This is a genomic window from Bacillus sp. 103mf (assembly GCF_900116295.1).
In the GTDB taxonomy this organism is placed as follows: domain Bacteria; phylum Bacillota; class Bacilli; order Bacillales; family Bacillaceae_G; genus Bacillus_A; species Bacillus_A bruguierae.
In genome coordinates this window covers 84,787-107,513 of record NZ_FPAF01000013.1, presented here as the reverse complement: position 1 = coordinate 107,513, position 22,727 = coordinate 84,787, and the positions used below count along the sequence as shown (strand labels likewise).

Here is a 22,727-nt window from a genome sequence, read left to right as displayed (position 1 = left end):
TACGATGCGAATGGAGTAGCATACAAGTATGAAGTGAAAGAAGAACCAGTAGACGGATATAAATCAGAAGTAAAAGGTTATGATATCACGAATACAAAAATCAAGGACGAAACAGATGTAGATCCAAAAGATCCAAACACAAATAGCGATTCAAAAGATCCGAACATAAATACAAACACAAATAACGATCCAAAAGTTCCATTTAATAAAGAAAACGATAAGACGACAGTATTACTTCCTAATACAGGAGGAGCACCAGCGGAAATGATTTCAATTGTTGGAGGTATGGTATTGTTCGTTTTAGGTGGAATTCTATTCGCTCGTCAACGAATTAAACAATAAAAAACTTTAGGTTATTATTAATATTCCCTTTAGAGAATCATTCAAAAAACTTCATGGAAAGATGGAGGGAAGAATGAATCTTGAAGGGGCTTTTTTGTCTTTTCTTTAGATGTCGCACTTAATAATACAATTCGTTCCTCAATAAAAAAGCCACCAGTTCTAGATGGTGGCTTTGAGGATAATTAAGCAGCTTTTTGTTCTTTTTGTACAGCAGGTTTTTGAAGAACATTATAGACACCAGTACCAATGACTTCTAACGCCATTTTCATACGTTCTGGTGAAATGTTTTCTAACACATTATCTTGTGGTGTGTGGTATACCTTTTCAATGTGATAGATAAGTGGATCCCAGCTATCTACCCCCATCCAAATGAATAATGCTGAAGGGATGCCAGCGTAAGCAAATGGCACATGGTCACTGGAACCAAATTTTCCTTGAAGAACAAGGTCATTATTTAACTGTTTACTAGCATTTAATGCTGCATCTGTTACAAGATTCGTAGAACCGTCAGGAGTCATTGTATATAAATTTTTTGCTTTATCATAATTTGTAGCAACCATATCAGCATTGAAAACACCTAAAATACGATCACGTTCTTGTTTTGATAAGTTATCAACGTAGTGCTCAGAACCAAGAAGCCCCATTTCTTCTGAACCGAAAGCAATAAAGCGGATTTCTTTGTCAGTTTCTACATTTTGGAATGTGCGAGCTAATTCTAATAATAATCCAGTTCCAGAAGCATTATCATTTGCCCCTGGTGCCCCGGCAACGCTGTCATAATGAGAACTTACGATGACAGCTTTTTCATTTCCGGCGCTATTTTTCGGTTTCTTTTTTGCGATGACATTTAGAGATTGTAAGTTTGATTCATGTCGTGCCTTTAAAGAAAGAACTGTACTCCCCTTTTTTGCTAATTCTTCTTTGAAGGCATTTCCTTGTGCATAAGCAAGGCCAAATACAGGAATTGATTGTTTTTTTGTTAATCTTGGCTTGAAAGTTTGTCCATAGTTGCCACGTCCGCCAATTAAACTATACAAGAGAACGCCTTTTGCACCTTTTGCTACAGCATTTTCCACTTGTTTGTTATAGTCTTCTACTGTTTCTCCTTTTTCAAATAATACAATTTTTCCGTTTACTTCATTCGGGATTTCTTCTAGTTTTGTCCCATTTGGAACAAAGATTAGAGGAGCAGTAACAGCTTCAGTTGAAATAAGAGAATTTGGTGCAGCACCTGTTTGCCAATTTCGGGAATGGGATAGTGGAGAATCAATAAATCCCACGTATTGATCTGGTACAGCAAATGGTTGATATTCTACTTCATATCCCATTTCTTTTAATTTCATTCCGACATAACGGGAAGCCCACTGTTCTGCTTGAGTTCCGCCAGGGCGGGGGCCAATTGTTTCAGATAAAAAGCGAACATGTTCAATTGCACGGTTGGAATCAACTTTTTCAATAATAGGTGAAACTTTTCCATTTTCTGAAGGGGAATCAGCTTTTGCTTGTCCAAGAGGGGCTAATCCGGCAGTGAGTGATATAGCAAGCAAAGAGCTTACTACTTTTTGTTTTAATGATCTCTTCATATTTTCTTCTCCCATTCTTCTATTCTATCTGACTGACAAAAGAAGACGGATAACGACCTTATTTTATCTCTTATTTTTTGTATTTTCAATCAATTGATATTGAGAAATAAATACAAGGACGATTATATATTTAAATTTATATATTTAGTTTATAATATATATGATACCATCTTAGAGAAGGGTTCGCTTTTTTGTTTGAAAGCCCCAAAATTGTATGTCTATTGTACTCAAACTGTAGATTATGTAGAGAAAAAGGAACGCATCATTTTTGAGTGCATTCCTTTTATTTAGTATTTATAGTTTAGTTAAAATAATTGGTTCACCGCGAGTTACAATGATTGTATGCTCGCACTGTGCAACAAGGCTGTTATCTGGTGTGACAAATGTCCAGCCATCATCACCGCGTTCAATAATATGATCTGCGCCCATCGATACGAATGGTTCTACTGCTAAGACAAGTCCGTCTTTTAAGAGAGCGTTATCCATTGGATCAAAATAGTTTAAAATGTGATTTGGTGCTTCGTGTAAGCTAAGACCAATGCCATGTCCTGTTAAGTTTTGAATGACCGTATAACCATTTTTACGAGCATCATTGGCAACCGCACGACCAATTTGATTTTGTTTTGCACCAGCTTTTACTTTTTTCATGGCTGCCCAAAATGCACTTTCAACAGCAGCGCAAAGTTTTTCTTTTGCTTCGTCTTGTCCAAGAACAAATGAAATACCTGTATCTGCATAGTAACCATCAAGTGCCGCAGATACGTCGACGTTTACTAAGTCGCCTTCTTTTAGGACACGGTCTCCTGGGATGCCGTGTGCAACTTCTTCATTGACGCTAATGCAAGTTGTCCCTGGAAAATCATATTCTTTTTCAGGTGCAGAAATAGCACCGTGCTCATCTAATACTTTCTTACCGATTAAATCAAGCTCTTTTGTTGTCATGCCTGGTTTCGCTTGTTTTTTCATTTCCTCGCGAGCAAGCGCAACGATGCGGCCGATTTTTCGTAAGCCTTCTAAATCTTGTTCATTGCGAATAATCATGAAAACCACTGTCCTTCCTCGAATGTACATCTCACATGATTGTATCATGTTTGTTTTTGTCCTGCTACTGACGTGGAAAGTCACTCATTTCAAGATTTCCTGACATTTGTCATATTCATGTTATGACGTCTCATACTGTTTTCCACCTCTTCCAATTTATACAATATAAATATAAGAACGACGGAGGTGGAGAAATGGAACAGATAATTGAAGTAAATGGTGTTTCAAAAACATTTAAACATAAAAAAGCAGTAAATAACGTTTCATTTACAGTAGCGAAAGGAGAAATCGTTGCATTACTTGGACCGAACGGAGCGGGGAAAACGACAACAATTTCGATGATGCTTGGATTAAGGGATCCTTCAGAAGGAAAAGTTTCTATCTTCGGTAAGAGCCCAAAACACCGAGATGTTCGCAATCGCCTTGGAGCAATGCTGCAAGAAGTGAGCGTCATTGATAGTGTGTCAGTAGAAGAAGCAATTGATTTGTTTCGTAGTTATTATACGAATCCAATTGCAAAAGAAACATTACTTAAGTTATCCAATTTAGAATCAGAAAGAAAGCAAAGGTGTGAAAAGCTATCTGGCGGGCAAAAAAGACGTTTAAATTTTGCACTCGCACTTGCTGGAAATCCAGATTTGCTATTCCTAGATGAACCAACAGTAGGGATGGACATCACGTCTAGAAAAAGATTTTGGGATACAATTCAAAAATTGGCGGATGAAGGAAAAACAATCATTTTAACAACGCATTACTTAGAAGAAGCAGATGCATTAGCAGATCGAATTTTATTATTTGCAAATGGAAAAGTGATTGCTGATGGAACACCAGATGAGATGAAAGCAACAATTTCTCAAAAAACAATTTCGTTTTATGTAAAAGAGGAAGTGCCGACGAGTATGCTTCGCAGCTTACCTCATGTTACAAATGTCCGGTGCAATGAAAAGCGTGTGGTACTAACAACAGATGATACAGATGCTACGCTTCAAGCAATTTTTCATAAAAACTTACCTGTTGTGGATATTGCTGTTGAGCGCGGCAGCCTGGATGAAGCTTTTGAACAGTTTGTTGCAAATCAGAAGGAGGGAATTGCATGAGAGCGTTTTGGATGCAATGCAAAATAGAAATATTACGTACGTTTCGCAATAAATTATTTATCTTTTTCTCATTATTAATGCCGGTTATGTTTTATTACATTTTTACCAATGTGGTGTCAGTACCGCAAAACGGAGATGCATGGAAAGCACACTATTTAATTTCGATGGCTACTTTTAGTATTGTAGGAACAGCACTCTTTAGTTTTGGTGTTCGTCTGTCACAAGAAAAAGGGCAAGGGTGGACACAGCTTTTACAAATTACACCGCTGCCAGAGGGAGTGTATTTAGCAGCTAAAATTATTGCTCAAACGGTTGTAAATGCTTTTTCAATCATCGTTATTTTCATCGCGGGTATAGTCATGAATGATGTACAGTTAACAATTGGACAGTGGGTTGGCGCTGGATTATGGTTATTGGTTGGTGTTACACCATTTTTAGCACTTGGAACAATTATCGGTGCGATTAAGAAAGCGGATGCGGCTACGGGACTAGCGAATATATTAAATATGTGTTTAGCGATTCTAGGCGGCTTGTGGATGCCAATTGAAGTACTTCCAAAGACGTTAAGAAGTATTGGAGAATGGACACCGACATACCATTTCGGAAGCGGCGCTTGGGACATTGTTGCTGGTAAGACAATTGGTTGGGAAAATGCGGCAATTTTAGGAGGTTATTTTATCGCTTTTGTTGTACTATCAATATATATAAGAAAGAGACAGGAAGCGGTATAAAATGATTGAAAAGAAGCAGTTTGAAATTTTTCCAAAACATATGGGGTTTTTCCCTTATATATGGCTCGTGTATTTGTTGTTCCCTCTTTACTACTTGATGGGGCAATCAGGGTGGAAATTGATATTAGGAGGCGGGATGCTTGTACTCTTTGTTATTGCATACCGCCAGCTTTATTTTGTGCCAAAGAATTTTGTTATGTGGGCCTGTATCCAGCTTGTAATTATATTCTTATTTAGTGTGTTTTATAATCCATATATGATTTTCTTTGGATTCTATACAGCCAATGCAATGGGATTTGCACCGACAAATAAACAATTTCGATTGTTGTTTTGCCTTTTGATCGTAATGATTGGTTCTTTTATGTTGATAAGCATGCGCGAGCTTACAGATTCGTCTGTTATAAATGCAATCCCGATGTTTATTTTAATGATTGTTACACCATTTGGTATGCGGAATTTTAACCAGAAAAAAGTATTAAGAACACAATTAAGTGAAGCAAATGAACAAATTCGCGATCTAGTGAAGCGCGAAGAACGTCAGCGTATTGCAAGAGATTTACACGATACGTTAGGACATACGTTATCGCTTATTACATTAAAAAGTCAGCTTGTTGAGAAGCTGATTGTGAAAAATCCGGAACGCGCTTGTCTAGAGGCAAAGGAAATTACGCAAACATCAAGAACGGCGTTAAAACAATTACGAGAATTAATTTCTGATATGCGGATGATTACTGTAGAAGAAGAGCTAGAGCAAGTGAAGGTGATTCTTCAAGCGGCTAGTATATCATTAGAAGTGCAGCAGGAGACAAGTACGAATGTATTATCGTCGCTAGAACAAAACATTTTAGGAATGTGTATACGTGAAGCGGTGACAAATGTTGTGAAGCATAGTAAGGCAACAGAGTGCGTAATTTCGTTACTTGAAGCACAGGGGAAATTGATTGTGCAAGTAAAGGATAATGGCATTGGATTACAAAAAAATCACGATGGGAATGGTATTCTTGGCATGAGGGAGCGATTGGCTCTTATTGATGGAGTACTTAAATTAGATGATATTCATAATGGAACGATGTTAACGATACATGTTCCAATTGTTATAAGAACAGGGAAAGAGGGCGTGAGAGCATGATCCGAATCATCATTGCAGAAGATCAGCGTATGCTTCGCGGAGCGTTAGGAGCTTTGCTAGATTTAGAGGATGATATTGAAGTTGTTGGGCAAGCGGAAAACGGAGAAGAGGCTTTAAAGCTAATTGAAACATTGCAGCCGGATATTAGTATTATGGACATTGAAATGCCGATTCAAAGCGGGCTGGATGTTGCTGAAACATTACGGAAGCAGCAATCATCGTGCAGAGTTATGATTTTAACAACATTTGCTCGTCCTGGTTATTTTGAGCGCGCAATGAAAGCAAATGTACATGGATATTTATTAAAAGATAGTCCGAGTGAAGATCTTGCAGCGGCAATTCGTAATGTTATGAATGGAAAACGAGAAATTTCTCCTGAGCTTATGTTTGGACTATGGCAAGAACAAAATCCGTTAACAGATCGGGAAAAAGAAGTTCTCCTATTAGCGAAAGAAGGAAAGACGACAAATGAAATCGCAAAAACACTATATCTTTCATCTGGAACCGTTCGAAATTATATTTCGGATGTTTTAACGAAGTTGGATGCAAAAAATCGGATTGAGGCGATTACGATTGCAGAAGAAAAAGGGTGGATATGAAAAAAGATGTTTACCAATGTGAATCGGTAAACATCTTTTTTATTATTTTTTATTTTGTACATCAATCACTTCATTCACTTGTGGTAATGCTTTGTAACCGTGCGCTAGGAATGCTTTGTCTACTTCTGTTGCTACGGCATTACCATATAAGTCTTTTGCAGCTTGTACAATGTGAGAGTGAAGAGATTCGAAATCTTCTGCTGATGTTGCATAGTTTTGCAGGGCACGCATAACGATTTTACTTACTTTATCGTTACTTTGTTTTGCAACTGTTACACCGTTATATGTTTTTCCTTCTACCAATTGATAAAGAACGTGACTAATAATCCCTGAATTTTGATGAGACTCTTGGTTGTTTCCATCATTATAGAAATCTTGTAAGTTTGTATATAGTTTTTTACCATGGTCACCAATTTCGTTTGGAATATCACGAATTGTTGGGCCGTCTAATGTATCACCCATAATCCAGTTTCCTTTGTCTTTCTTTACGTAAAACTCTATTTGTGTTCCCCAGAAGTCCGCAAGCCCTTCATTTAATGCATTTGTTTCATCGTTTGGATATTTTACAACTTTATTTTTAGTTGTTCCGCTAAATACAGCATGTCCAAATTCATGTGCGGTTACATCAATAGCAGATGTTAATTTTCCGTTTAAGCCATCGCCAAACACCATTTGGTTCCAACCTGGATGCCAAAAGGCGTTTTCATAGTTTGTTTTTACACCATCACTTACTTCAGTAGAATCAAATCCGTGTACGCTTGCAACAATTTTTGCATCTTTATTATCGTAGCTTTTTAGATTGTGTTTCGTTTTATAATAATCATAAATAGCACTCATGTTTTTCATAACACCAACAGCTTCTTTATCTGCAAATGTAGTTGATGTACTAGAAACGAGTGTACCAGGATAACCAGCTTGATCATATCCGCCTTGTGAATCTGCATAGTTTGCATCATAAATATAAATACCATTACCACGCGTTAAATCAGCTAAATAAAATTTTCCATCAGTTCCTTTTGCGATATTAAATAATATCTTTTCTAGTAGTGCGTTTACACCAGCTCCGTGTTTTTTTACTGAAGATAACTGCGGAATCCCAGCTTGTGGAACAGGTTGTTTTTCTTTATTTTTTACGATTTTTTCTTGGAATAACATTTCACTATGGATTAAATCAATAATTGCTTGACCGTTAATGATTTGATCATTATTTTCATATGTAAATGTAATAACATCTGCATATGTGTAGCTGCCGTCTTGTTTTTTATAAATGACAGTTTCACTAGTAAATTCTTTTTCTAACGCATCATTTGGAGTTTGAAGAGCATTTCGTAAGAAAGTTTTCACTTCATTTTTCGACAAAAAATTTGTTATAGTAAGATTAGGTTGTTGTGCTAAATTTTGGGCAACCTTACCGCTGACAGTTGTAATTACTCCATTTTTATCTACTTTTACAATTAAGTCTTGGCCGTATACTTTGTAGCTTTTATAAGTTTGGGTAAGACGTACTTCTGTTTGATTTTCTTTTGTCTCTTTATTTGTCGGTTGGAAATCAACGCTTTTTTCAGTGGTAACTTGTTCTTGTTGTGCTTTTGACCCTTGCACTTCACCTTTTAAGTACTTTTTCGCGATGTTTTCTTTCGTGTCATTTTGAGGTTCTGTTAATTTTCCGATTGTTAGACCGGGCTGAGCAACTTCAACTTTTACTTGGTTATTATTAATTTCTTGAGCATGAATTGCTTCAGTTGATAAAGGACAGAGTAGACCGAAAGTAAGAAGGGCACTAGTCATTTTTTTATAATTCATCTCTAACACTCCTAATCTTGTATTTGTATGAGATAAATTGTAAGAGGAAGTTGCTAAATTTTATATAAATTATGCAATATTTCATATCGAAAATTGTCGAAAGGGCCTTATTGTAGTGGTATGACCACTTTAAAAAATAAACTGTTATAAACGGGATGGTGAGCTAACATGCACGCACAAAAGCTGGGAGCCGAAATTAAAAACATTAGAGTAATGAGAGGTTTGACACAAAAGCAACTATCTGATAACATATGTCATCAGTCGGAAGTAAGTAGAATTGAATCAGGAGTAGTATATCCAAGCATGGACATACTTCAGGGAATTGCAGCGAAGCTAAAAGTACCTATCATTCATTTTTATGAAGTACTGGCTTATTCTGATATTGAACGAAAAAAACAATTTAAGGATCAGATTCAATCGCTATGCAAACAAAAGAAATATGAAGAAATTTATAAAAAGGTATGGGATGAATTAAAGAAAGAAGAAGATCATCCGGAGTTTCAACAGTTTCTTTTTTGGCACTATCATTTATCAGCGTATGTGTTGAAAAAAGTGAATTATGAATACTGCATTTTGGAATTAAAAAAATTAATAAATCAGCAATTAGTAGGTATAGATGTATTTCAAAATTTATATATCGAAAATTCAATTGCAAATATTTATGCAGAAAATAGATATTTCCAAAAAAGTATTAAACTTTATCAAGATATTTTAAAACAGTTGGAGTCGTTACATAGTAACGAGGAATTTGCTATAAAGGTTGGCTATAATTATGCTAAGACATTGTATTCAGATGAACAGTATGAGAAAGCGCTTAAGCAAGTTGAAAAAGCAATTGAAACATCATGCCGTAATAGTAACATGACACTCATTGGGCAGCTGTTTTATCAAAAAGGAGAATGTCTTGAAAAGCTAGGGCATTCAGAAGATGATATTAGAATTGCTTATGAAAAAGCTCTTTTCTTTTTTGAACTATTAGATTTATGTTCTTACAAAAAGACGCTTTTAAAAAAAATAAATGTTTAAATATGACAAAAATGGATATGCATAATTGCATGTTTTGTGGATAAAATTTCATGTTATATTAAAAGAAAGATATGGAGGGAATGGAATATGAAGAAACTTCTTGTTGGTAGTTTATTGACATTAGCGATGTTAGCAGGTATTTCATTTGGCGGCGCACTAGTAGATCAAAATCAAGCAGTAACAAACCATAGTGATGTAGTACAATTAGCTTCAGATTTACCATATGAGTATTAAAATAGAAAGAAACAGCCGTCTAATCTAGAGACGGCTGTTTCTTTTTTAAGGTCTTTTTCTAAATGTGTCTTTCCTTTTGTAATAATCTCTATACTTCTTCAGCATAGATTTACCATCCAAGGGTTCTCTAGTTTTTATTCCCCTAATATTACTAGTCGTAAAGGTATTGTTTTAGCAGAAAAACAGTCCCACAATGCAAGTGCATGTGCGACATAACCAAATCTTATTTGCATAGGTACCCCGCCTTTTCTGTATTTATAGAAAAAAAGAAAATAATGTTCCGATCCATTCCTTTCCTTTGTCAAAAAGGGATAGAGAAGAAACATCATCCATAGAAAGTAAGATGGAAGCTTTTAAGTCTTGCTCAATTTCTTTCTTTACTTGTTCTAAAAACGGTGAGTCATATAATATACAATTGATTTCATGATTAATATATAAGCTTCGCTTATCAAAATTTGCAGTTCCAATATCACAAATACAGCCATCTACCATTACAATTTTTGCGTGAAAAAATCCATCTAGAAATTCATGAATATGACACCCTGCTTTAATAAGCTTCCGACAATATGGAAGTTTTGCTTCACGAACAAATGGATGATCTGCTTTTTTAGGAACGAGTATAATAATACGAACGCCTCTTTTTCGAGCGCGCAGCAATGCGTTCATTAGTTTTTTTCCAGGAATAAAATAGGGCGTACCAATATACAGTTCTTTTGTGGCCTTTTCAATAAGATCGAGAAATGTTTGTTGTAAATATGCACCGTCAGTTGGTATGAACCGATGAGAAGTTTCTCCTTTTTTTAGTATTGGAAAATAACAATTTTGATACAATAAGTCTTCATTTGTATCATCGCGCCAATCATGTAGAAACTGCGTTTGTAAATCTTGTACACCTTCTTCAGTAAGGCGTAGATGATAGTCACGCCAAGGCCCTAGTTCTTGGTTGTGCCCTAAATATTCTTCCCCGATGTTGAATCCTCCAATGTACCCAATTTTTCCATCAATAATTGTAATTTTTCTATGATTTCTTTGGTTAACGGAGAAAAAGAGAAATGGAGGGCGAATTTTATGACAAAATGAAAAGTGCACACCGTGTTGTTTTAATTTACAAATCGTTTGTTTTGATAAATGATGGCTGCCGATTCGATCAAGAAGAAGGCGCACTTCAATACCTTGCTCTGCTTTTTCCATTAAAAGCTGTAAAAATGTGTGACTAATCTCATCATTTTTTACGATAAAAAACAAAATATGTACATGGTGTTTAGCGTGTTGTATATCAGTAAATAGTTCCTTATATAATGTTTGACCATATGTGTAAAGTTTAAAATTACTATGGCGTACAGGAAAGGAACGCGGTTTAAGATTGTTCAAATGAATTTTTCTTCCATAGATGAAGTCAAAAGTTGCCCACAGTAAGAGAAAGATAAGGACGAGAAATAAAAAGTTCATGTAATCATTCCCCCCTCTATATTCATTTTTATCCTGCTATTCGAAGACAGTAATCCCCACCCCTGAATATTCAAAGGCTACTGGCATTGGCATGAGCTGAATTGATTCAACTAATCATCAATGGGAATGAAAAAACCCTACTGATGGAAGCGTCGCTTTATAGTTTCACCGAAATAAAAAGCTTTATGAAAAAATATATTGTTGTATAACAAAAAACTGTTGACTGAATGCTCACTCATCATATAATGGGAGTAGGGGTAACAAATTCAGAAAATTATTTATTTTCGAAGATTCGAAAATAAAAATCATACTACATGGAGAGGGGTTGGCAGAAATTATGAATAGCTTATTAATTGTAAATTGGTTAGCGACAATTGCCATCATAGCGTATGCAGCATATTTATTTGTGTATCTTATACGAACACGAATTACCTACATACGATTAGGAAAGAAAGTAGAGTTTGATCGCCGCTTTAAAGAAAGATGGGATCTGATTAAAGGGAATGTCTTCGGACAAAAGAAGCTACTCAAAGATAAAAAAAGCGGCATCATGCACGTTATGTTTTTTTACGGATTTATTCTTGTCCAGTTTGGAGCAATTGACTTCATATGGAAAGGCTTAGCACCAGGATCACATCTTCCACTTGGACCACTATATTCTGCATTTACATTCTTCCAAGAAATCGTCACACTTATCATTTTAATCGCAGTCTTTTGGGCTTTTTATAGAAGGTATATTGAGAAGCTTGTTCGTTTAAAGAGGAACTTTAAAGCAGGGCTAGTTTTAATTTTTATCGGCGGCTTAATGTTATCTGTTCTCCTTGGTAATGGAATGGGCATCATTTGGCATGGCGAGGAATTATCATGGAGTGAACCGATCGCTTCTGCAATCGCTTACTTATTTTCTGGGATTGGCGAAACAGCTGCAATCGCCCTGTTCTATTTTGCGTGGTGGATGCATCTACTTATTTTGTTAACGTTTTTAGTTTACGTTCCACAATCGAAACACGCGCATTTAATTGCAGGACCAGCAAATGTATACTTTAGCCGTTTAACAAACCCAGGGAAATTAGAAAAAATTGATTTTGAAGATGAAACACAAGAAACGTTTGGCGTTGGGAAAATTGAAGACTTCAAACAAACGCAGCTTATTGATTTATATGCATGCGTAGAGTGCGGCCGCTGCACGAATATGTGCCCGGCAACAGGAACTGGTAAGATGCTGTCGCCAATGGATTTAATTTTAAAATTGCGTGACCATTTAACAGATAAAGGTGCAGCAGTAACGTCGCGCGCACCGTGGGTACCAACCGTTGCATTTAACAATACAAAAGGCAACCAATTAGCGATGATGGCAGCTGGAGATGGACAACATGAATCGGCAGCAACGCTCACATACAATCCAAGTTTAATTGGCGATGTCATTACGGAAACGGAAATTTGGGCTTGTACAACGTGCCGTAACTGTGAGGATCAATGTCCGGTTATGAACGAACACGTTGATAAAATTATTGATTTACGTCGCTACCTCGTTTTAACCGAAGGAAAAATGGATCCAGAGGCGCAGCGTGCTCTGACAAATATTGAGCGTCAAGGAAACCCTTGGGGATTAAATCGTAAAGAGCGTGAAACGTGGCGTACGATGGAAGAAGAAGTTTCCATTCCAACTGTGAAAGAAAAAACGAAAGCAGGCGAAGAGTTTGAATATTTATTCTGGGTAGGGTCTATGGGATCTTATGACAACCGAAGCCAGAAAATTGCGTTATCATTTGCGAAGTTAATGAATGAAGCTGGTATTTCCTTTGCGATCCTCGGAAATAAAGAGAAAAACTCAGGAGATACACCGCGCCGCCTTGGAAATGAATTTGTTTTCCAAGAGATGGCAAGTAAGAATATTGAAGAGTTCGAGAAAGCGGGCGTAAAGAAGATTGTGACAATCGATCCGCATGCGTATAACACGTTTAAAAATGAGTATCCGGACTTTGGATTACAAGCAGAAGTCTATCATCATACAGAATTGTTAGCACAGTGGGTGAAAGAAGGGCGCTTAAAGCCAGTTCACCGCGTAGAAGAAACGATTACGTATCACGATTCTTGTTATTTAGGACGTTATAACGAAGTATATGAAGCGCCGCGCAATATTTTAAAAGCGATTCCAGGTGTGAAGCTTGTTGAAATGGAACGTAATCGCGAAACAGGAATGTGCTGCGGAGCTGGCGGCGGTCTGATGTGGATGGAAGAGACTGCTGGTTCGCGTATTAACGTGGCACGTACCGAACAAGCACTTGCTACATCGCCGACGATGATCGGTACGGGCTGTCCGTATTGCTTAACGATGATCAGCGATGGTACGAAGGCGAAAGAAGTAGAAGAGCGCGTGCAAACGCTTGATATAACAGAGATTTTAGAGCGCTCTGTCATCGGACCGAAGAAAGAAGCAATGTAACATATAAGAATCCGTACAACTTTAGATAAAAGGAGGTGCAAACCGTGCACCTCTTTCTCACAACAGCTGCACTGAACGAGCGTTCAATCAACGCCGTAATAAAAAGAAATGGGGGAATATGTTTTGACAAGAACAGTAATTTTAAGTGCTGCAAGAACACCTGTTGGAAAGTTTGGGGGAGCTTTAAAGGATGTAAAGGCAACGGAGCTTGGAGGAATTGCAATTGGAGCGGCATTAGAGCGCGCGAATGTTGCAGCAAGTGATATTGAAGAAGTTGTATTTGGAGCGGTTATTCAAGGAGGACAAGGGCAAATTCCATCTCGCCAGGCAGCTAGAGAGGCAGGGATTCCGTGGGAGACTCGTACAGAAACAGTGAATAAAGTTTGTGCATCCGGACTTCGTGCTGTAACGTTAGCAGATCAAATTATTCGTACTGGCGATCATTCGTTACTTGTAGCAGGCGGCATGGAATCGATGAGCAATAGTCCATATATTTTACGCGGCGCACGCTGGGGATATCGTATGGGGCATAACGAAGTTGTCGACTTAAATGTGGCAGATGGTTTAACGTGCTCATTTACCGGCATACATATGGGTGTGTACGGCGGCGATGTTGCGAAAGAAGACGGTATTTCTCGTGAAATGCAAGACGAGTGGGCGTACAGAAGTCATATGCGTGCGACTGCAGCGCAAAAGGAAGGCCGCTTTGAAGAAGAAATTGTCCCTGTATCTGTGCCGCAGCGAAAAGGAGAACCGGTAGTCGTAGCGTACGACGAAGCACCGCGCAAAGATACAACACTTGAAAAATTAGCAAAGCTAAAACCTGTATTTGATAAGGATGCAGCGGTTACGGCTGGGAATGCACCAGGTTTAAATGATGGGGCAGCAGCGCTCGTATTAATGAGTGAAGAGCGTGCGAAGGCGGAAGGAAGAAAACCCCTTGCAACGATTTTAGGGCATACAGCAATTGCGGTTGAAGCAAAGGATTTTCCAAGAACACCAGGCTATGCCATTAACGAGTTATTAAAGAAAACAGGCAAGAAAGTGGAAGACATTGATTTATTTGAGATTAATGAAGCGTTTGCTGCTGTAGCAATTGCAAGTGCAAATATTGCAGGCATTGATCCAGAGAAGATTAACGTAAACGGCGGAGCGGTTGCGATGGGGCATCCAATTGGAGCAAGCGGGGCGCGCATTATCGTTACTCTTATTCATGCATTGAAGCAGCGCGGCGGCGGAATCGGAATCGCTTCTATTTGCAGCGGCGGTGGTCAAGGCGACGCAATCATGATTGAGGTTCAGTAAAAAAAGGGGGTTATAAACATGACAGTACAAAAGATTGTCGTAATTGGTTCGGGGCAAATGGGTTCTGGAATTGCACAGGTGTGTGCGATGGCAGGGTATGACGTATATATGCAAGATTTAAAACAAGAGCAGTTAGACCGCGGAATTGGGATTATTACGAAAAATTTATCTAGACAAGTTGAGAAGGGCCGCATGAGCGAAGAGGATAAGCAGGCAACGTTAAATCGTCTGACAGCAACGCTTACACTAGATTGTGTAAAAGAAGCAGACCTTGTCATCGAAGCGGCTGTGGAAAGAATGGACATTAAAAAGCAAATTTTTACGAACTTAGATGAATTAGCACCGGAGCATACGATTTTGGCAACAAATACATCTTCGCTGCCAATTACTGAAATTGCAGCTGTTACAAATCGTCCAGAAAAAGTCATCGGTATGCACTTTATGAATCCAGTTCCGGTTATGAAGCTTGTCGAAATTATTCGCGGCTTAGCAACAGAGGACGCTGTATATGAAACGATTGAGGATATTACAAAAAAAATCGGCAAAGTCCCAGTTGAAGTAAATGACTTTCCAGGGTTTGTTTCTAACCGTATTTTATTGCCAATGATTAATGAGGCAATTTATACGTTATATGAAGGCGTGGCAACGAAAGAAGCAATCGATGAAGTTATGAAGCTTGGGATGAATCATCCGATGGGACCGTTGACACTTGCTGATTTTATCGGTTTAGATACGTGTTTATACATTATGGAAGTACTGCATGAAGGATTGGGAGATAGCAAATATCGACCATGCCCGCTCCTACGTAAATATGTGAACGCAGGCTGGTTAGGACGTAAGACAGGACGCGGTTTTTACGTTTATGAATAATAAACACTTCTTTCGGCGTACTAGTGGTCTTACTAAATCGTTCAATCACAATAGAAAATAATTTGAGGTGGAGCAGATGAACTTTCAATTTACAGAAGAGCAGCAAATGATGCGGAAAATGGTTCGGGACTTTGCCGGGAAGGAAATTGCTCCCTTTGTTCCTACTATGGAACAAGGGGTGTTTCCTCGAGAAGTCCTAAAGAAAATGGGTGAGCTTGGACTAATGGGGATACCGATTCCAGCGAAATACGGCGGAGCGGAAATGGATTTTATTTCGTATATTTTAGCCATTCATGAAATTTCAAAAGTAAGCGCTACCGTAGGGGTGATTTTAGCGGTACATACCTCTGTTGGAACGAATCCTATTTTATATTTTGGAACAGAAGAGCAAAAACAAAAATATCTTCCAAAGTTGGCAGCTGGTGAATATTTAGGGGCATTTGCATTAACAGAGCCAAGTGCGGGATCAGATGCTGGGAGCTTGAAATCAAGAGCAGTTAGGCAAGGTGATGAGTATGTTATTAACGGTTCGAAAGTATTTATCACAAACGGCGGCGAGGCAGATACATATATTGTCTTTGCTTCTACGAATCCAGATGCGGGTACGCGCGGTATATCGGCATTTATTGTTGAAAAAAATACACCGGGTTTAATTGTTGGAAAAGATGAGCACAAAATGGGGTTATTAGGCTCTCGTACCGTGCAATTAACGTTTGAAGATATGAAAGTTCCTGCTGAGAATTTGCTTGGCGAGGAAGGTCAAGGTTTTAAAGTGGCGATGGCAAATTTAGATGTTGGTCGCATCGGTATCGGGGCACAGTCACTTGGTATCGCTGAGGCAGCGCTGGAGTGTGCTACTGATTATGCGAAAGAGCGTCATCAATTTGGCAAACCAATTGCTGCGCAGCAAGGATTAGGATTTAAGCTAGCGGATATGGCAACAGCTGTCGAGGCAGCTCGCCTGCTCGTATACCGCGCTGCATCATTAAGAGCACAAGGTTTACCGTGCGGGAAGGAAGCGTCAATTGCAAAATTATTTGCTTCCAAAACAGCAGTAGAAGTTGCTGTTGAAGGTGTGCAGGTGCTTGGCGGTTATGGCTATACAAAAGATTATCCTGCGGAGCGCTTCTTCCGCGATGCAAAAATATGTGAGATTTATGAAGGAACAAGCGAGATCCAGCGCTTAGTTATTAGTAGAGCGCTTTAAGGGGGAGATAGAGATGCATTTTAAACTATCAGAAGAGCACGAAATGATTCGGAAAATGGTTCGTGATTTTGCGAGAAATGAAGTTGCACCAACGGCAGCGGAGCGCGACGAAGAAGAACGCTTTGACCGCGCCTTGTTTGATCAAATGGCGGAGCTAGGTTTAACTGGTATTCCGTGGCCTGAAGAGTACGGCGGAATTGGAAGCGATTACTTGGCTTATGTGATTGCGGTAGAAGAGCTGTCACGCGTTTGCGCATCTACAGGTGTAACGTTATCGGCGCATACATCGCTTGCAGGATGGCCAATTTTTAAATTTGGTACAGAGGAGCAAAAGCAGAAATATTTACGCCCAATGGCAGAAGGAAAGAAAATAGGTGCTTATGGCTTAACGGAGCCGGGTTCTGGCTCTGATGCTGGTGGAATGAAGACGACAGCAAAGCGTGATGGTAATCATTATATTTTAAACGGTTCAAAAATTTTCATTACAAACGGCGGAATTGCGGATATTTATGTTGTATTTGCACTGACAGACCCAGAATCAAAGCAGCGCGGTACAAGTGCATTTATTGTGGAAAGCAGTACACCGGGATTTTCCGTTGGGAAGAAAGAGAGCAAGCTTGGTATTCGTTCTTCACCGACAACGGAGATTATATTTGAGGACTGCCGCATTCCTGCTGAGAACTTACTTGGCGAGGAAGGGCAAGGATTTAAAATTGCAATGCAAACATTAGATGGCGGCCGTAATGGTATTGCGGCGCAAGCGGTTGGTATCGCACAAGGCGCACTTGATGCTGCTGCTGATTATGCGAAGGAACGCCATCAATTTGGGAAACCAATTGCCGCGCAACAAGGAATTGGCTTTAAACTAGCGGATATGGCGACTGGAGTAGAGGCGGCGCGTTTGTTAACATATCAAGCAGCTTGGCTTGAATCAGAAGGTCTGCCGTATGGAAAAGAATCAGCAATGTCGAAATTATTTGCAGGAGATACAGCAATGAAAGTGACAACAGAGGCTGTGCAAGTATTTGGAGGATACGGTTATACAAAAGATTATCCAGTGGAACGCTTTATGCGTGATGCAAAGATTACGCAAATTTACGAAGGAACACAAGAAATTCAGCGCCTTGTTATTTCACGTATGTTAACGAAGTAGAAATTATCCCGCTATTCGTGGGTAGTAAGCCCCCACTTCAAGATGCAGAGAAAAGCGTTGTTCAGCTTTGCCTCCGCTTTTCTAAAGAAGCTAGGTGGGGGATAACTGCTGGCATGTGCCCGATTGGGCGGGCTTTCTATCAGTGGGGGATGAAGACCCCTCACTGATGGAAGTTTCATTTTATGAGAAGCGTAGGGAATATCCTACGCTTCTTCCTGCAAATTGAGAAAAAAGGAGTGAAGGAGATGGTTAAGCGCAATGTACAAGCATCTGTGAAAGATGAAAGACTTATTGCACTTCGGCGTGAGCAAATGATTAAAGGTGCTGTGCAGCTCTTTAAACAAAAAGGATTTCCTCGTACAACAACAAGAGAAATCGCAAAAGCGGCAGGTTTTAGCATTGGTACGCTCTATGAATATATTAGAACGAAAGATGATGTACTTTATTTAGTGTGCGATAGCATTTATGAACATGTAAAAGAGCGCTTAGAGCAAGTGTTGTGCAGAGAAAAAGGAAATGTTGATAGCTTAAAAGCAGCGATTACAAACTATTTTAAAGTTATGGATGAATTACAAGAAGAGGTTCTTATTATGTATCAAGAAGTTCGTTTTCTACCAAAAGAATCGCTGCCTTACGTATTAGAGAAAGAATTTCAAATGGTGGGGATGTTCGAAGATATTTTGCAGCAATGTGTTCAAAATAAAGTATTTACTTTAACAAAAAAAGAGATTCAACTGCTTGCTCATAATATTTTTATTCAAGGACAAATGTGGGGATTTCGTCGCTGGGCATTGCAGAAACTGTATACTCTGGAAGAGTATACAGAGATGCAAATTTGTTATGTATTAAATGGTGCTCATATGATTCAAAACGAAAAAGGAAAATAACCTTTAATATACATAGGGAATCACTTTATGATTCCCTATTTTTTTTGTGGCATATTTGGTGCAGTTTTGTTTATAATGAATAGTATGGATTTTTTTGAACAGGCCTTTATATAATTAGGATATATTTTAAGAAAGGAAGTGTCGCACAAGTGAATTTAAAGCAATTTTCACCAGAAGAGCTAAAAGAATTGTCCATGATCGAAGTTGTACATAGCTTGTTAGAGGAAAAAAAACAAGCAACACCGTTTCATGATCTAGTTCAAGAAATTGCTCAATTACTGGAACTATCTGAAGAACAAGTTGCTGCGAGAATCGCACAATTTTATACAGATTTAAATATCGATGGGCGCTTTATCAATCTTGGAGAAAATCGTTGGGGACTACGTGGATGGTACCCATACGAGCAAATTGATGAAGAAATTTTACCTCAGCCGAAGTCTAAGAAGAAACGTAAAGTGGAAGAAGATGAATTAGATGACTACATCGGTGATGATGAAGACTTCGAAGATGATGAAGACTTCGGAGAAGAAGAAGAAGAAGTAGAAGATCTTGATGAACTTCTTGAAGAAGATGATGATCTTGATGATTTAGAAGAAGAAGAAGATGATGATGATGAAGACTTCGTTGATGAAGATGAATTAGAATACGACGAATCAGAAGAAGAAGAGGAAGAGCTGTAGTTCTTGACTTTTCATTATCGTCCATGTAGAATCATTTTTGGGCTCTTTAAAAAAGACGATAACAACTTTTACGTGTAAATATAAAAGAAAATTGCTCCCTACTTATTACTTTTTGTGATAAAGGGAGCAATTTTCTTTTTTGTTTTTTGTTTAGAAAAACGAAAGAGTCTAACAATAAGATAAGGTAAGTGTTATCTACATCCGTTGTGATTTGCAGCGGTAATTATATAACAGCAAAGTGGAAGGGAGTACATTCATGACTAAGTATATTTTTGTAACAGGCGGTGTAGTATCGTCTCTAGGAAAGGGGATCACAGCAGCATCCCTTGGAAGACTATTAAAAAATCGTGGTTTAAATGTAACAATTCAAAAGTTTGACCCGTATATTAACGTAGACCCAGGGACAATGAGTCCATACCAACATGGTGAGGTATTCGTAACAGACGATGGTGCAGAAACAGATTTAGACCTTGGTCACTATGAGCGTTTCATTGATATTAACTTAAATAAATACAGCAACGTAACAACAGGTAAAATTTACTCTTCTGTTCTTCAAAAAGAGCGCCGTGGTGAATATTTAGGAGGAACAGTTCAAGTTATTCCTCACATTACAAACGAAATTAAAGAGCGCGTATTCCGTGCGGGCCGTGAAACAAATGCGGACGTTGTAATTACAGAAATCGGCGGAACTGTTGGTGACATTGAGTCTTTACCATTCTTAGAAGCAATTCGCCAAATTAAGAGTGATATTGGCCGTGACAATGTAATGTACATCCACTGTACGTTAATTCCGTACTTAAAAGCAGCGGGTGAAATGAAAACAAAACCAACGCAGCACAGTGTTAAAGAACTTCGCAGCTTAGGTATTCAGCCGAACATTATCGTTGTTCGTACAGAACTTCCTGTTTCTCAAGATATGAAAGATAAGCTAGCATTATTCTGCGATATTGATCCAAAAGCAGTAATTGAAGCACTCGATGCAGATACATTATATGCAGTTCCATTATCTCTTCAAGAGCAAAACATGGACCAAATTGTTTGTGATCATTTAAAATTAGACAATCCAGCTGCAGATATGACAGAATGGAATGCGTTAGTTGAAAAAGTACGCAATCTGTCTAAGAAAACAAAAATTGCTCTTGTTGGTAAATATGTAGAGCTTCAAGACGCATACATTTCTGTTGTGGAAGCACTTCGTCATGCAGGTTATAAATTTGATACAGATGTAGAAGTGAAATGGGTAAATGCTGAGCACGTAACAGCAGAAAATGTGAAAGAATTAGTTGGCGATACAGACGGTATTCTTGTACCAGGTGGTTTCGGGGACCGTGGCGTTGAAGGTAAAATCGCTGCAATTCAATATGCACGTGAAAACAAAGTTCCATTCTTAGGAATTTGCTTAGGAATGCAACTTGCATCAATCGAATTTGCACGTAACGTATTAGGATTAGAAGGTGCAAACTCTTCTGAAATTAATCCTGACACACCTTACGCAATTATCGATTTATTACCAGAACAAAAAGATGTCGAAGATTTAGGTGGTACACTTCGTCTTGGTTTATACCCATGTAAGCTTACACCAGAAACAAATGCTTATAATGCGTATAACGAACCGGTTGTATATGAACGTCATCGTCATCGTTATGAGTTCAATAACCAATTCCGTCAAGACATGGAAAATGCAGGGTTCATCTTCTCTGGTACAAGCCCAGATGGTCGTTTAGTAGAAATTATCGAATTAAAAGAACATCCTTGGTTCGTGGCAGCACAGTTCCACCCAGAACTTGTATCTCGTCCAAACCGTCCACAACCGTTGTTCCATGACTTCGTACAAGCTTCTATTATTAATAAAGAAGGTAAGTAATGAGAAAAAGGCGTCCTACTATAGGGCGCCTTTTTCTGTTACTCATATTCATTTATAATGTCATCGATTGTAAATTTTAATCCGTGATATGCAAATAAAGCTGTCATTAAACTTGGAAAGCCATAACGAGAGCCATCATCATCTGGAATTAATGGTTTTACAAGTTTTGTATCGATATGTGCATCGGTGAATTGTTCTAATGACATTTCGCCTTCTTGTTCAGCTGAAATACCAACAATAAAATGACCATTTTCCTGCAAATGTTTTGCTAGTGAAATAATCTCTTCATCTGTGGAAAAACGGCTAATAAGTAGTACGCGATCGGCAGCGGTTACGTCTGCTTGTTTACCGTCTTCAAATAAACGTTTTGCATTTTGCATAGGCTCGGCTCCGTATAGGGCTTCGTAAATTACACCTTCCATCTCTTTCGTACCGTGCAAATAAATGTACCCATCTCCGACTAATGCTTGTGCAAGTAAACGAGCGCTATCTTCTATATTCATTTCTTCTTTCTGAGCAATTTTTGTGAAATAGCCACCTAGCTGAGTGGAAAAAATTTTAAACATGGTGATGCTCCTTTCTAGCATGCTTGCCGGCTTTCATTATAGCTTATTTATTCATAACGGTGCTAGCGCTAGGAAATAGGAAGCGGTAAAATAAGAAAGAATAGGAAGGAATTTGATAAAATGTAGCGAAAATAATCGAAAGAGATGCGAGAAATATAAATTATGCGTTTATTATAGAAAGGTTGGGGAGCATGGAAGGGAAAATTTTAATCGTTGATGATCAATACGGCATTCGTGTTTTATTACATGAGGTGTTTCAAAAGGAAGGTTACGAAACATTCCAAGCAGCAAACGGTTTTCAAGCCCTTGATATTGTGAAAAAAGATTGTCCGGATTTAGTTATTTTAGATATGAAAATCCCGGGTATGGACGGAATTGAAATTTTAAAACATGTGAAAGAAATTAATCAAGATATTAAAGTGATTTTAATGACGGCTTATGGTGAATTAGATATGATTCAAGAAGCAAAAGAACTCGGTGCGTTAATGCACTTTGCAAAGCCGTTTGATATTGATGAAATTCGGGGAGCCGTGCGAAAAGAAATCGCTGTACAAGCATAATCGTGAATTTTTTATTAAAAAGTATGAAAAAAAGCGTTTTCATGAACTGATGAGCAGGTGAATGCGGTTGAGTTTTTGAGTACAAGTTGGTATCCTATGGAGTGTAGAAAAAAGTCCGGTATGTGGTTATACATATTTTCCCTTATCGTGGTCAT

Annotated in this window: 21 protein-coding genes; 16 read left to right on the top strand and 5 right to left on the bottom strand. The window is 38.3% G+C overall.

Features of this window, described 5'->3' with window-relative positions; genetic code table 11:
* A partial coding sequence (locus BM350_RS21080; protein ID WP_090917991.1) for a Cna B-type domain-containing protein occupies window positions 1–342 on the top strand: 342 nt, incomplete at its 5' end.
* A gap of 182 nt (window positions 343–524) precedes the next feature.
* Here the strand turns inward: BM350_RS21080 and BM350_RS21075 are convergent.
* Together BM350_RS21075 and map are read right to left on the bottom strand one after the other, a co-directional pair.
* Window positions 525–1,925, bottom strand: coding sequence for a M28 family peptidase (locus BM350_RS21075; RefSeq protein ID WP_090917989.1), 1,401 nt, complete (start codon window positions 1,923–1,925; stop codon window positions 525–527).
* A 294-nt stretch (window positions 1,926–2,219) separates the two neighbouring features.
* Window positions 2,220–3,014, bottom strand: coding sequence for a type I methionyl aminopeptidase (gene map, locus BM350_RS21070; protein WP_090917987.1), 795 nt, complete (start codon window positions 3,012–3,014; stop codon window positions 2,220–2,222).
* A 146-nt stretch (window positions 3,015–3,160) separates the two neighbouring features.
* On the opposite strand from map, the gene BM350_RS21065 reads away from it, so the two are divergent.
* From BM350_RS21065 to BM350_RS21050, 4 genes are read left to right on the top strand one after another with little or no spacing between them, the layout of a single operon-like run.
* Window positions 3,161–4,063: an ABC transporter ATP-binding protein gene (locus BM350_RS21065; protein ID WP_090917985.1), complete on the top strand. Its 903-nt coding sequence runs from the start codon at window positions 3,161–3,163 to the stop codon at window positions 4,061–4,063.
* Window positions 4,060–4,794, top strand: coding sequence for an ABC transporter permease (locus BM350_RS21060; protein WP_090917983.1), 735 nt, complete (start codon window positions 4,060–4,062; stop codon window positions 4,792–4,794). Before BM350_RS21065 ends, BM350_RS21060 begins: the two co-directional genes overlap by 4 nt.
* A gap of 1 nt (window position 4,795) precedes the next feature.
* Window positions 4,796–5,923: a sensor histidine kinase gene (locus BM350_RS21055; protein WP_090917981.1), complete on the top strand. Its 1,128-nt coding sequence runs from the start codon at window positions 4,796–4,798 to the stop codon at window positions 5,921–5,923.
* Window positions 5,920–6,522: a response regulator transcription factor gene (locus tag BM350_RS21050; RefSeq protein WP_090917979.1), complete on the top strand. Its 603-nt coding sequence runs from the start codon at window positions 5,920–5,922 to the stop codon at window positions 6,520–6,522. The genes BM350_RS21055 and BM350_RS21050 overlap by 4 nt, the downstream gene beginning before the upstream one ends.
* 42 nt (window positions 6,523–6,564) lie before the next feature.
* Here the strand turns inward: BM350_RS21050 and BM350_RS21045 are convergent, their stop codons facing one another.
* The gene (locus tag BM350_RS21045; protein ID WP_090917977.1) at window positions 6,565–8,325 is read right to left on the bottom strand and encodes a M4 family metallopeptidase; all 1,761 of its coding nucleotides are present in this window, start codon (window positions 8,323–8,325) and stop codon (window positions 6,565–6,567) included.
* Between the two features lie 168 nt (window positions 8,326–8,493).
* On the opposite strand from BM350_RS21045, the gene BM350_RS21040 reads away from it, so the two are divergent.
* Together BM350_RS21040 and BM350_RS21035 are read left to right on the top strand one after the other, a co-directional pair.
* The gene (locus tag BM350_RS21040; protein ID WP_090917975.1) at window positions 8,494–9,351 is read left to right on the top strand and encodes a helix-turn-helix domain-containing protein; all 858 of its coding nucleotides are present in this window, start codon (window positions 8,494–8,496) and stop codon (window positions 9,349–9,351) included.
* 87 nt (window positions 9,352–9,438) lie between these two features.
* Entirely contained in the window at window positions 9,439–9,585 is a 147-nt protein-coding gene (locus tag BM350_RS21035) for a quorum-sensing peptide PapR (RefSeq protein ID WP_090917974.1), read from the top strand.
* 255 nt (window positions 9,586–9,840) lie between these two features.
* Here BM350_RS21035 and cls read toward each other — a convergent pair whose 3' ends face one another.
* Entirely contained in the window at window positions 9,841–11,034 is a 1,194-nt protein-coding gene (gene cls / locus BM350_RS21030) for a cardiolipin synthase (protein ID WP_090917972.1), read from the bottom strand.
* A gap of 337 nt (window positions 11,035–11,371) precedes the next feature.
* Between cls and BM350_RS21025 the strand changes: the two genes are divergently transcribed.
* From BM350_RS21025 to pyrG, 8 genes are all read left to right on the top strand, one after another.
* Complete coding sequence (locus tag BM350_RS21025; RefSeq protein ID WP_090917995.1) at window positions 11,372–13,480, top strand: (Fe-S)-binding protein; 2,109 nt, start codon at window positions 11,372–11,374, stop codon at window positions 13,478–13,480.
* 108 nt (window positions 13,481–13,588) lie between these two features.
* Window positions 13,589–14,785 carry an acetyl-CoA C-acetyltransferase gene (locus BM350_RS21020; protein WP_244548055.1) on the top strand — a complete coding sequence of 399 codons (1,197 nt, stop codon included), beginning with the start codon at window positions 13,589–13,591 and terminating at the stop codon, window positions 14,783–14,785.
* 18 nt (window positions 14,786–14,803) lie between these two features.
* On the top strand, window positions 14,804–15,655 hold the full coding sequence (locus BM350_RS21015; protein WP_090917968.1) for a 3-hydroxybutyryl-CoA dehydrogenase: 852 nt from the start codon (window positions 14,804–14,806) through the stop codon (window positions 15,653–15,655).
* 76 nt (window positions 15,656–15,731) lie between these two features.
* Window positions 15,732–16,862 (top strand): acyl-CoA dehydrogenase, encoded by a 1,131-nt coding sequence (locus BM350_RS21010; protein WP_090917966.1) that lies wholly within the window; start codon window positions 15,732–15,734, stop codon window positions 16,860–16,862.
* Window positions 16,863–16,875: 13 nt separating this feature from the next.
* Window positions 16,876–18,015 carry an acyl-CoA dehydrogenase AcdA gene (gene acdA, locus BM350_RS21005; protein WP_090917964.1) on the top strand — a complete coding sequence of 380 codons (1,140 nt, stop codon included), beginning with the start codon at window positions 16,876–16,878 and terminating at the stop codon, window positions 18,013–18,015.
* 245 nt (window positions 18,016–18,260) lie between these two features.
* Window positions 18,261–18,902, top strand: a complete 642-nt coding sequence (locus BM350_RS21000; protein WP_090917961.1) for a TetR/AcrR family transcriptional regulator — start codon at window positions 18,261–18,263, stop codon at window positions 18,900–18,902.
* Window positions 18,903–19,051: 149 nt separating this feature from the next.
* Window positions 19,052–19,582 carry a DNA-directed RNA polymerase subunit delta gene (gene rpoE, locus BM350_RS20995; protein WP_090917959.1) on the top strand — a complete coding sequence of 177 codons (531 nt, stop codon included), beginning with the start codon at window positions 19,052–19,054 and terminating at the stop codon, window positions 19,580–19,582.
* Window positions 19,583–19,838: 256 nt separating this feature from the next.
* Window positions 19,839–21,446, top strand: coding sequence for a CTP synthase (gene pyrG / locus BM350_RS20990; RefSeq protein ID WP_090917957.1), 1,608 nt, complete (start codon window positions 19,839–19,841; stop codon window positions 21,444–21,446).
* Between the two features lie 38 nt (window positions 21,447–21,484).
* Here the strand turns inward: pyrG and BM350_RS20985 are convergent, their stop codons facing one another.
* Window positions 21,485–22,012, bottom strand: a complete 528-nt coding sequence (locus BM350_RS20985) for a DUF2529 domain-containing protein (protein ID WP_090917954.1) — start codon at window positions 22,010–22,012, stop codon at window positions 21,485–21,487.
* A 191-nt stretch (window positions 22,013–22,203) separates the two neighbouring features.
* On the opposite strand from BM350_RS20985, the gene BM350_RS20980 reads away from it, so the two are divergent.
* Entirely contained in the window at window positions 22,204–22,572 is a 369-nt protein-coding gene (locus BM350_RS20980) for a response regulator (protein WP_090917952.1), read from the top strand.
* Window positions 22,573–22,727 lie beyond the last annotated feature (155 nt).

Coding starts and splice junctions, on each gene's coding strand:
- BM350_RS21075 (WP_090917989.1), bottom strand. CDS start 1,925: ATGAAGAGATCATTAAAACAAAAAGTAGTAAGCTCTTTGCTTGCTATA.
- map (WP_090917987.1), bottom strand. CDS start 3,014: ATGATACAATCATGTGAGATGTACATTCGAGGAAGGACAGTGGTTTTC.
- BM350_RS21065 (WP_090917985.1), top strand. CDS start 3,161: ATGGAACAGATAATTGAAGTAAATGGTGTTTCAAAAACATTTAAACAT.
- BM350_RS21060 (WP_090917983.1), top strand. CDS start 4,060: ATGAGAGCGTTTTGGATGCAATGCAAAATAGAAATATTACGTACGTTT.
- BM350_RS21055 (WP_090917981.1), top strand. CDS start 4,796: ATGATTGAAAAGAAGCAGTTTGAAATTTTTCCAAAACATATGGGGTTT.
- BM350_RS21050 (WP_090917979.1), top strand. CDS start 5,920: ATGATCCGAATCATCATTGCAGAAGATCAGCGTATGCTTCGCGGAGCG.
- BM350_RS21045 (WP_090917977.1), bottom strand. CDS start 8,325: ATGAATTATAAAAAAATGACTAGTGCCCTTCTTACTTTCGGTCTACTC.
- BM350_RS21040 (WP_090917975.1), top strand. CDS start 8,494: ATGCACGCACAAAAGCTGGGAGCCGAAATTAAAAACATTAGAGTAATG.
- BM350_RS21035 (WP_090917974.1), top strand. CDS start 9,439: ATGAAGAAACTTCTTGTTGGTAGTTTATTGACATTAGCGATGTTAGCA.
- cls (WP_090917972.1), bottom strand. CDS start 11,034: ATGAACTTTTTATTTCTCGTCCTTATCTTTCTCTTACTGTGGGCAACT.
- BM350_RS21025 (WP_090917995.1), top strand. CDS start 11,372: ATGAATAGCTTATTAATTGTAAATTGGTTAGCGACAATTGCCATCATA.
- BM350_RS21020 (WP_244548055.1), top strand. CDS start 13,589: ATGGGGGAATATGTTTTGACAAGAACAGTAATTTTAAGTGCTGCAAGA.
- BM350_RS21015 (WP_090917968.1), top strand. CDS start 14,804: ATGACAGTACAAAAGATTGTCGTAATTGGTTCGGGGCAAATGGGTTCT.
- BM350_RS21010 (WP_090917966.1), top strand. CDS start 15,732: ATGAACTTTCAATTTACAGAAGAGCAGCAAATGATGCGGAAAATGGTT.
- acdA (WP_090917964.1), top strand. CDS start 16,876: ATGCATTTTAAACTATCAGAAGAGCACGAAATGATTCGGAAAATGGTT.
- BM350_RS21000 (WP_090917961.1), top strand. CDS start 18,261: ATGGTTAAGCGCAATGTACAAGCATCTGTGAAAGATGAAAGACTTATT.
- pyrG (WP_090917957.1), top strand. CDS start 19,839: ATGACTAAGTATATTTTTGTAACAGGCGGTGTAGTATCGTCTCTAGGA.
- BM350_RS20985 (WP_090917954.1), bottom strand. CDS start 22,012: ATGTTTAAAATTTTTTCCACTCAGCTAGGTGGCTATTTCACAAAAATT.
- BM350_RS20980 (WP_090917952.1), top strand. CDS start 22,204: ATGGAAGGGAAAATTTTAATCGTTGATGATCAATACGGCATTCGTGTT.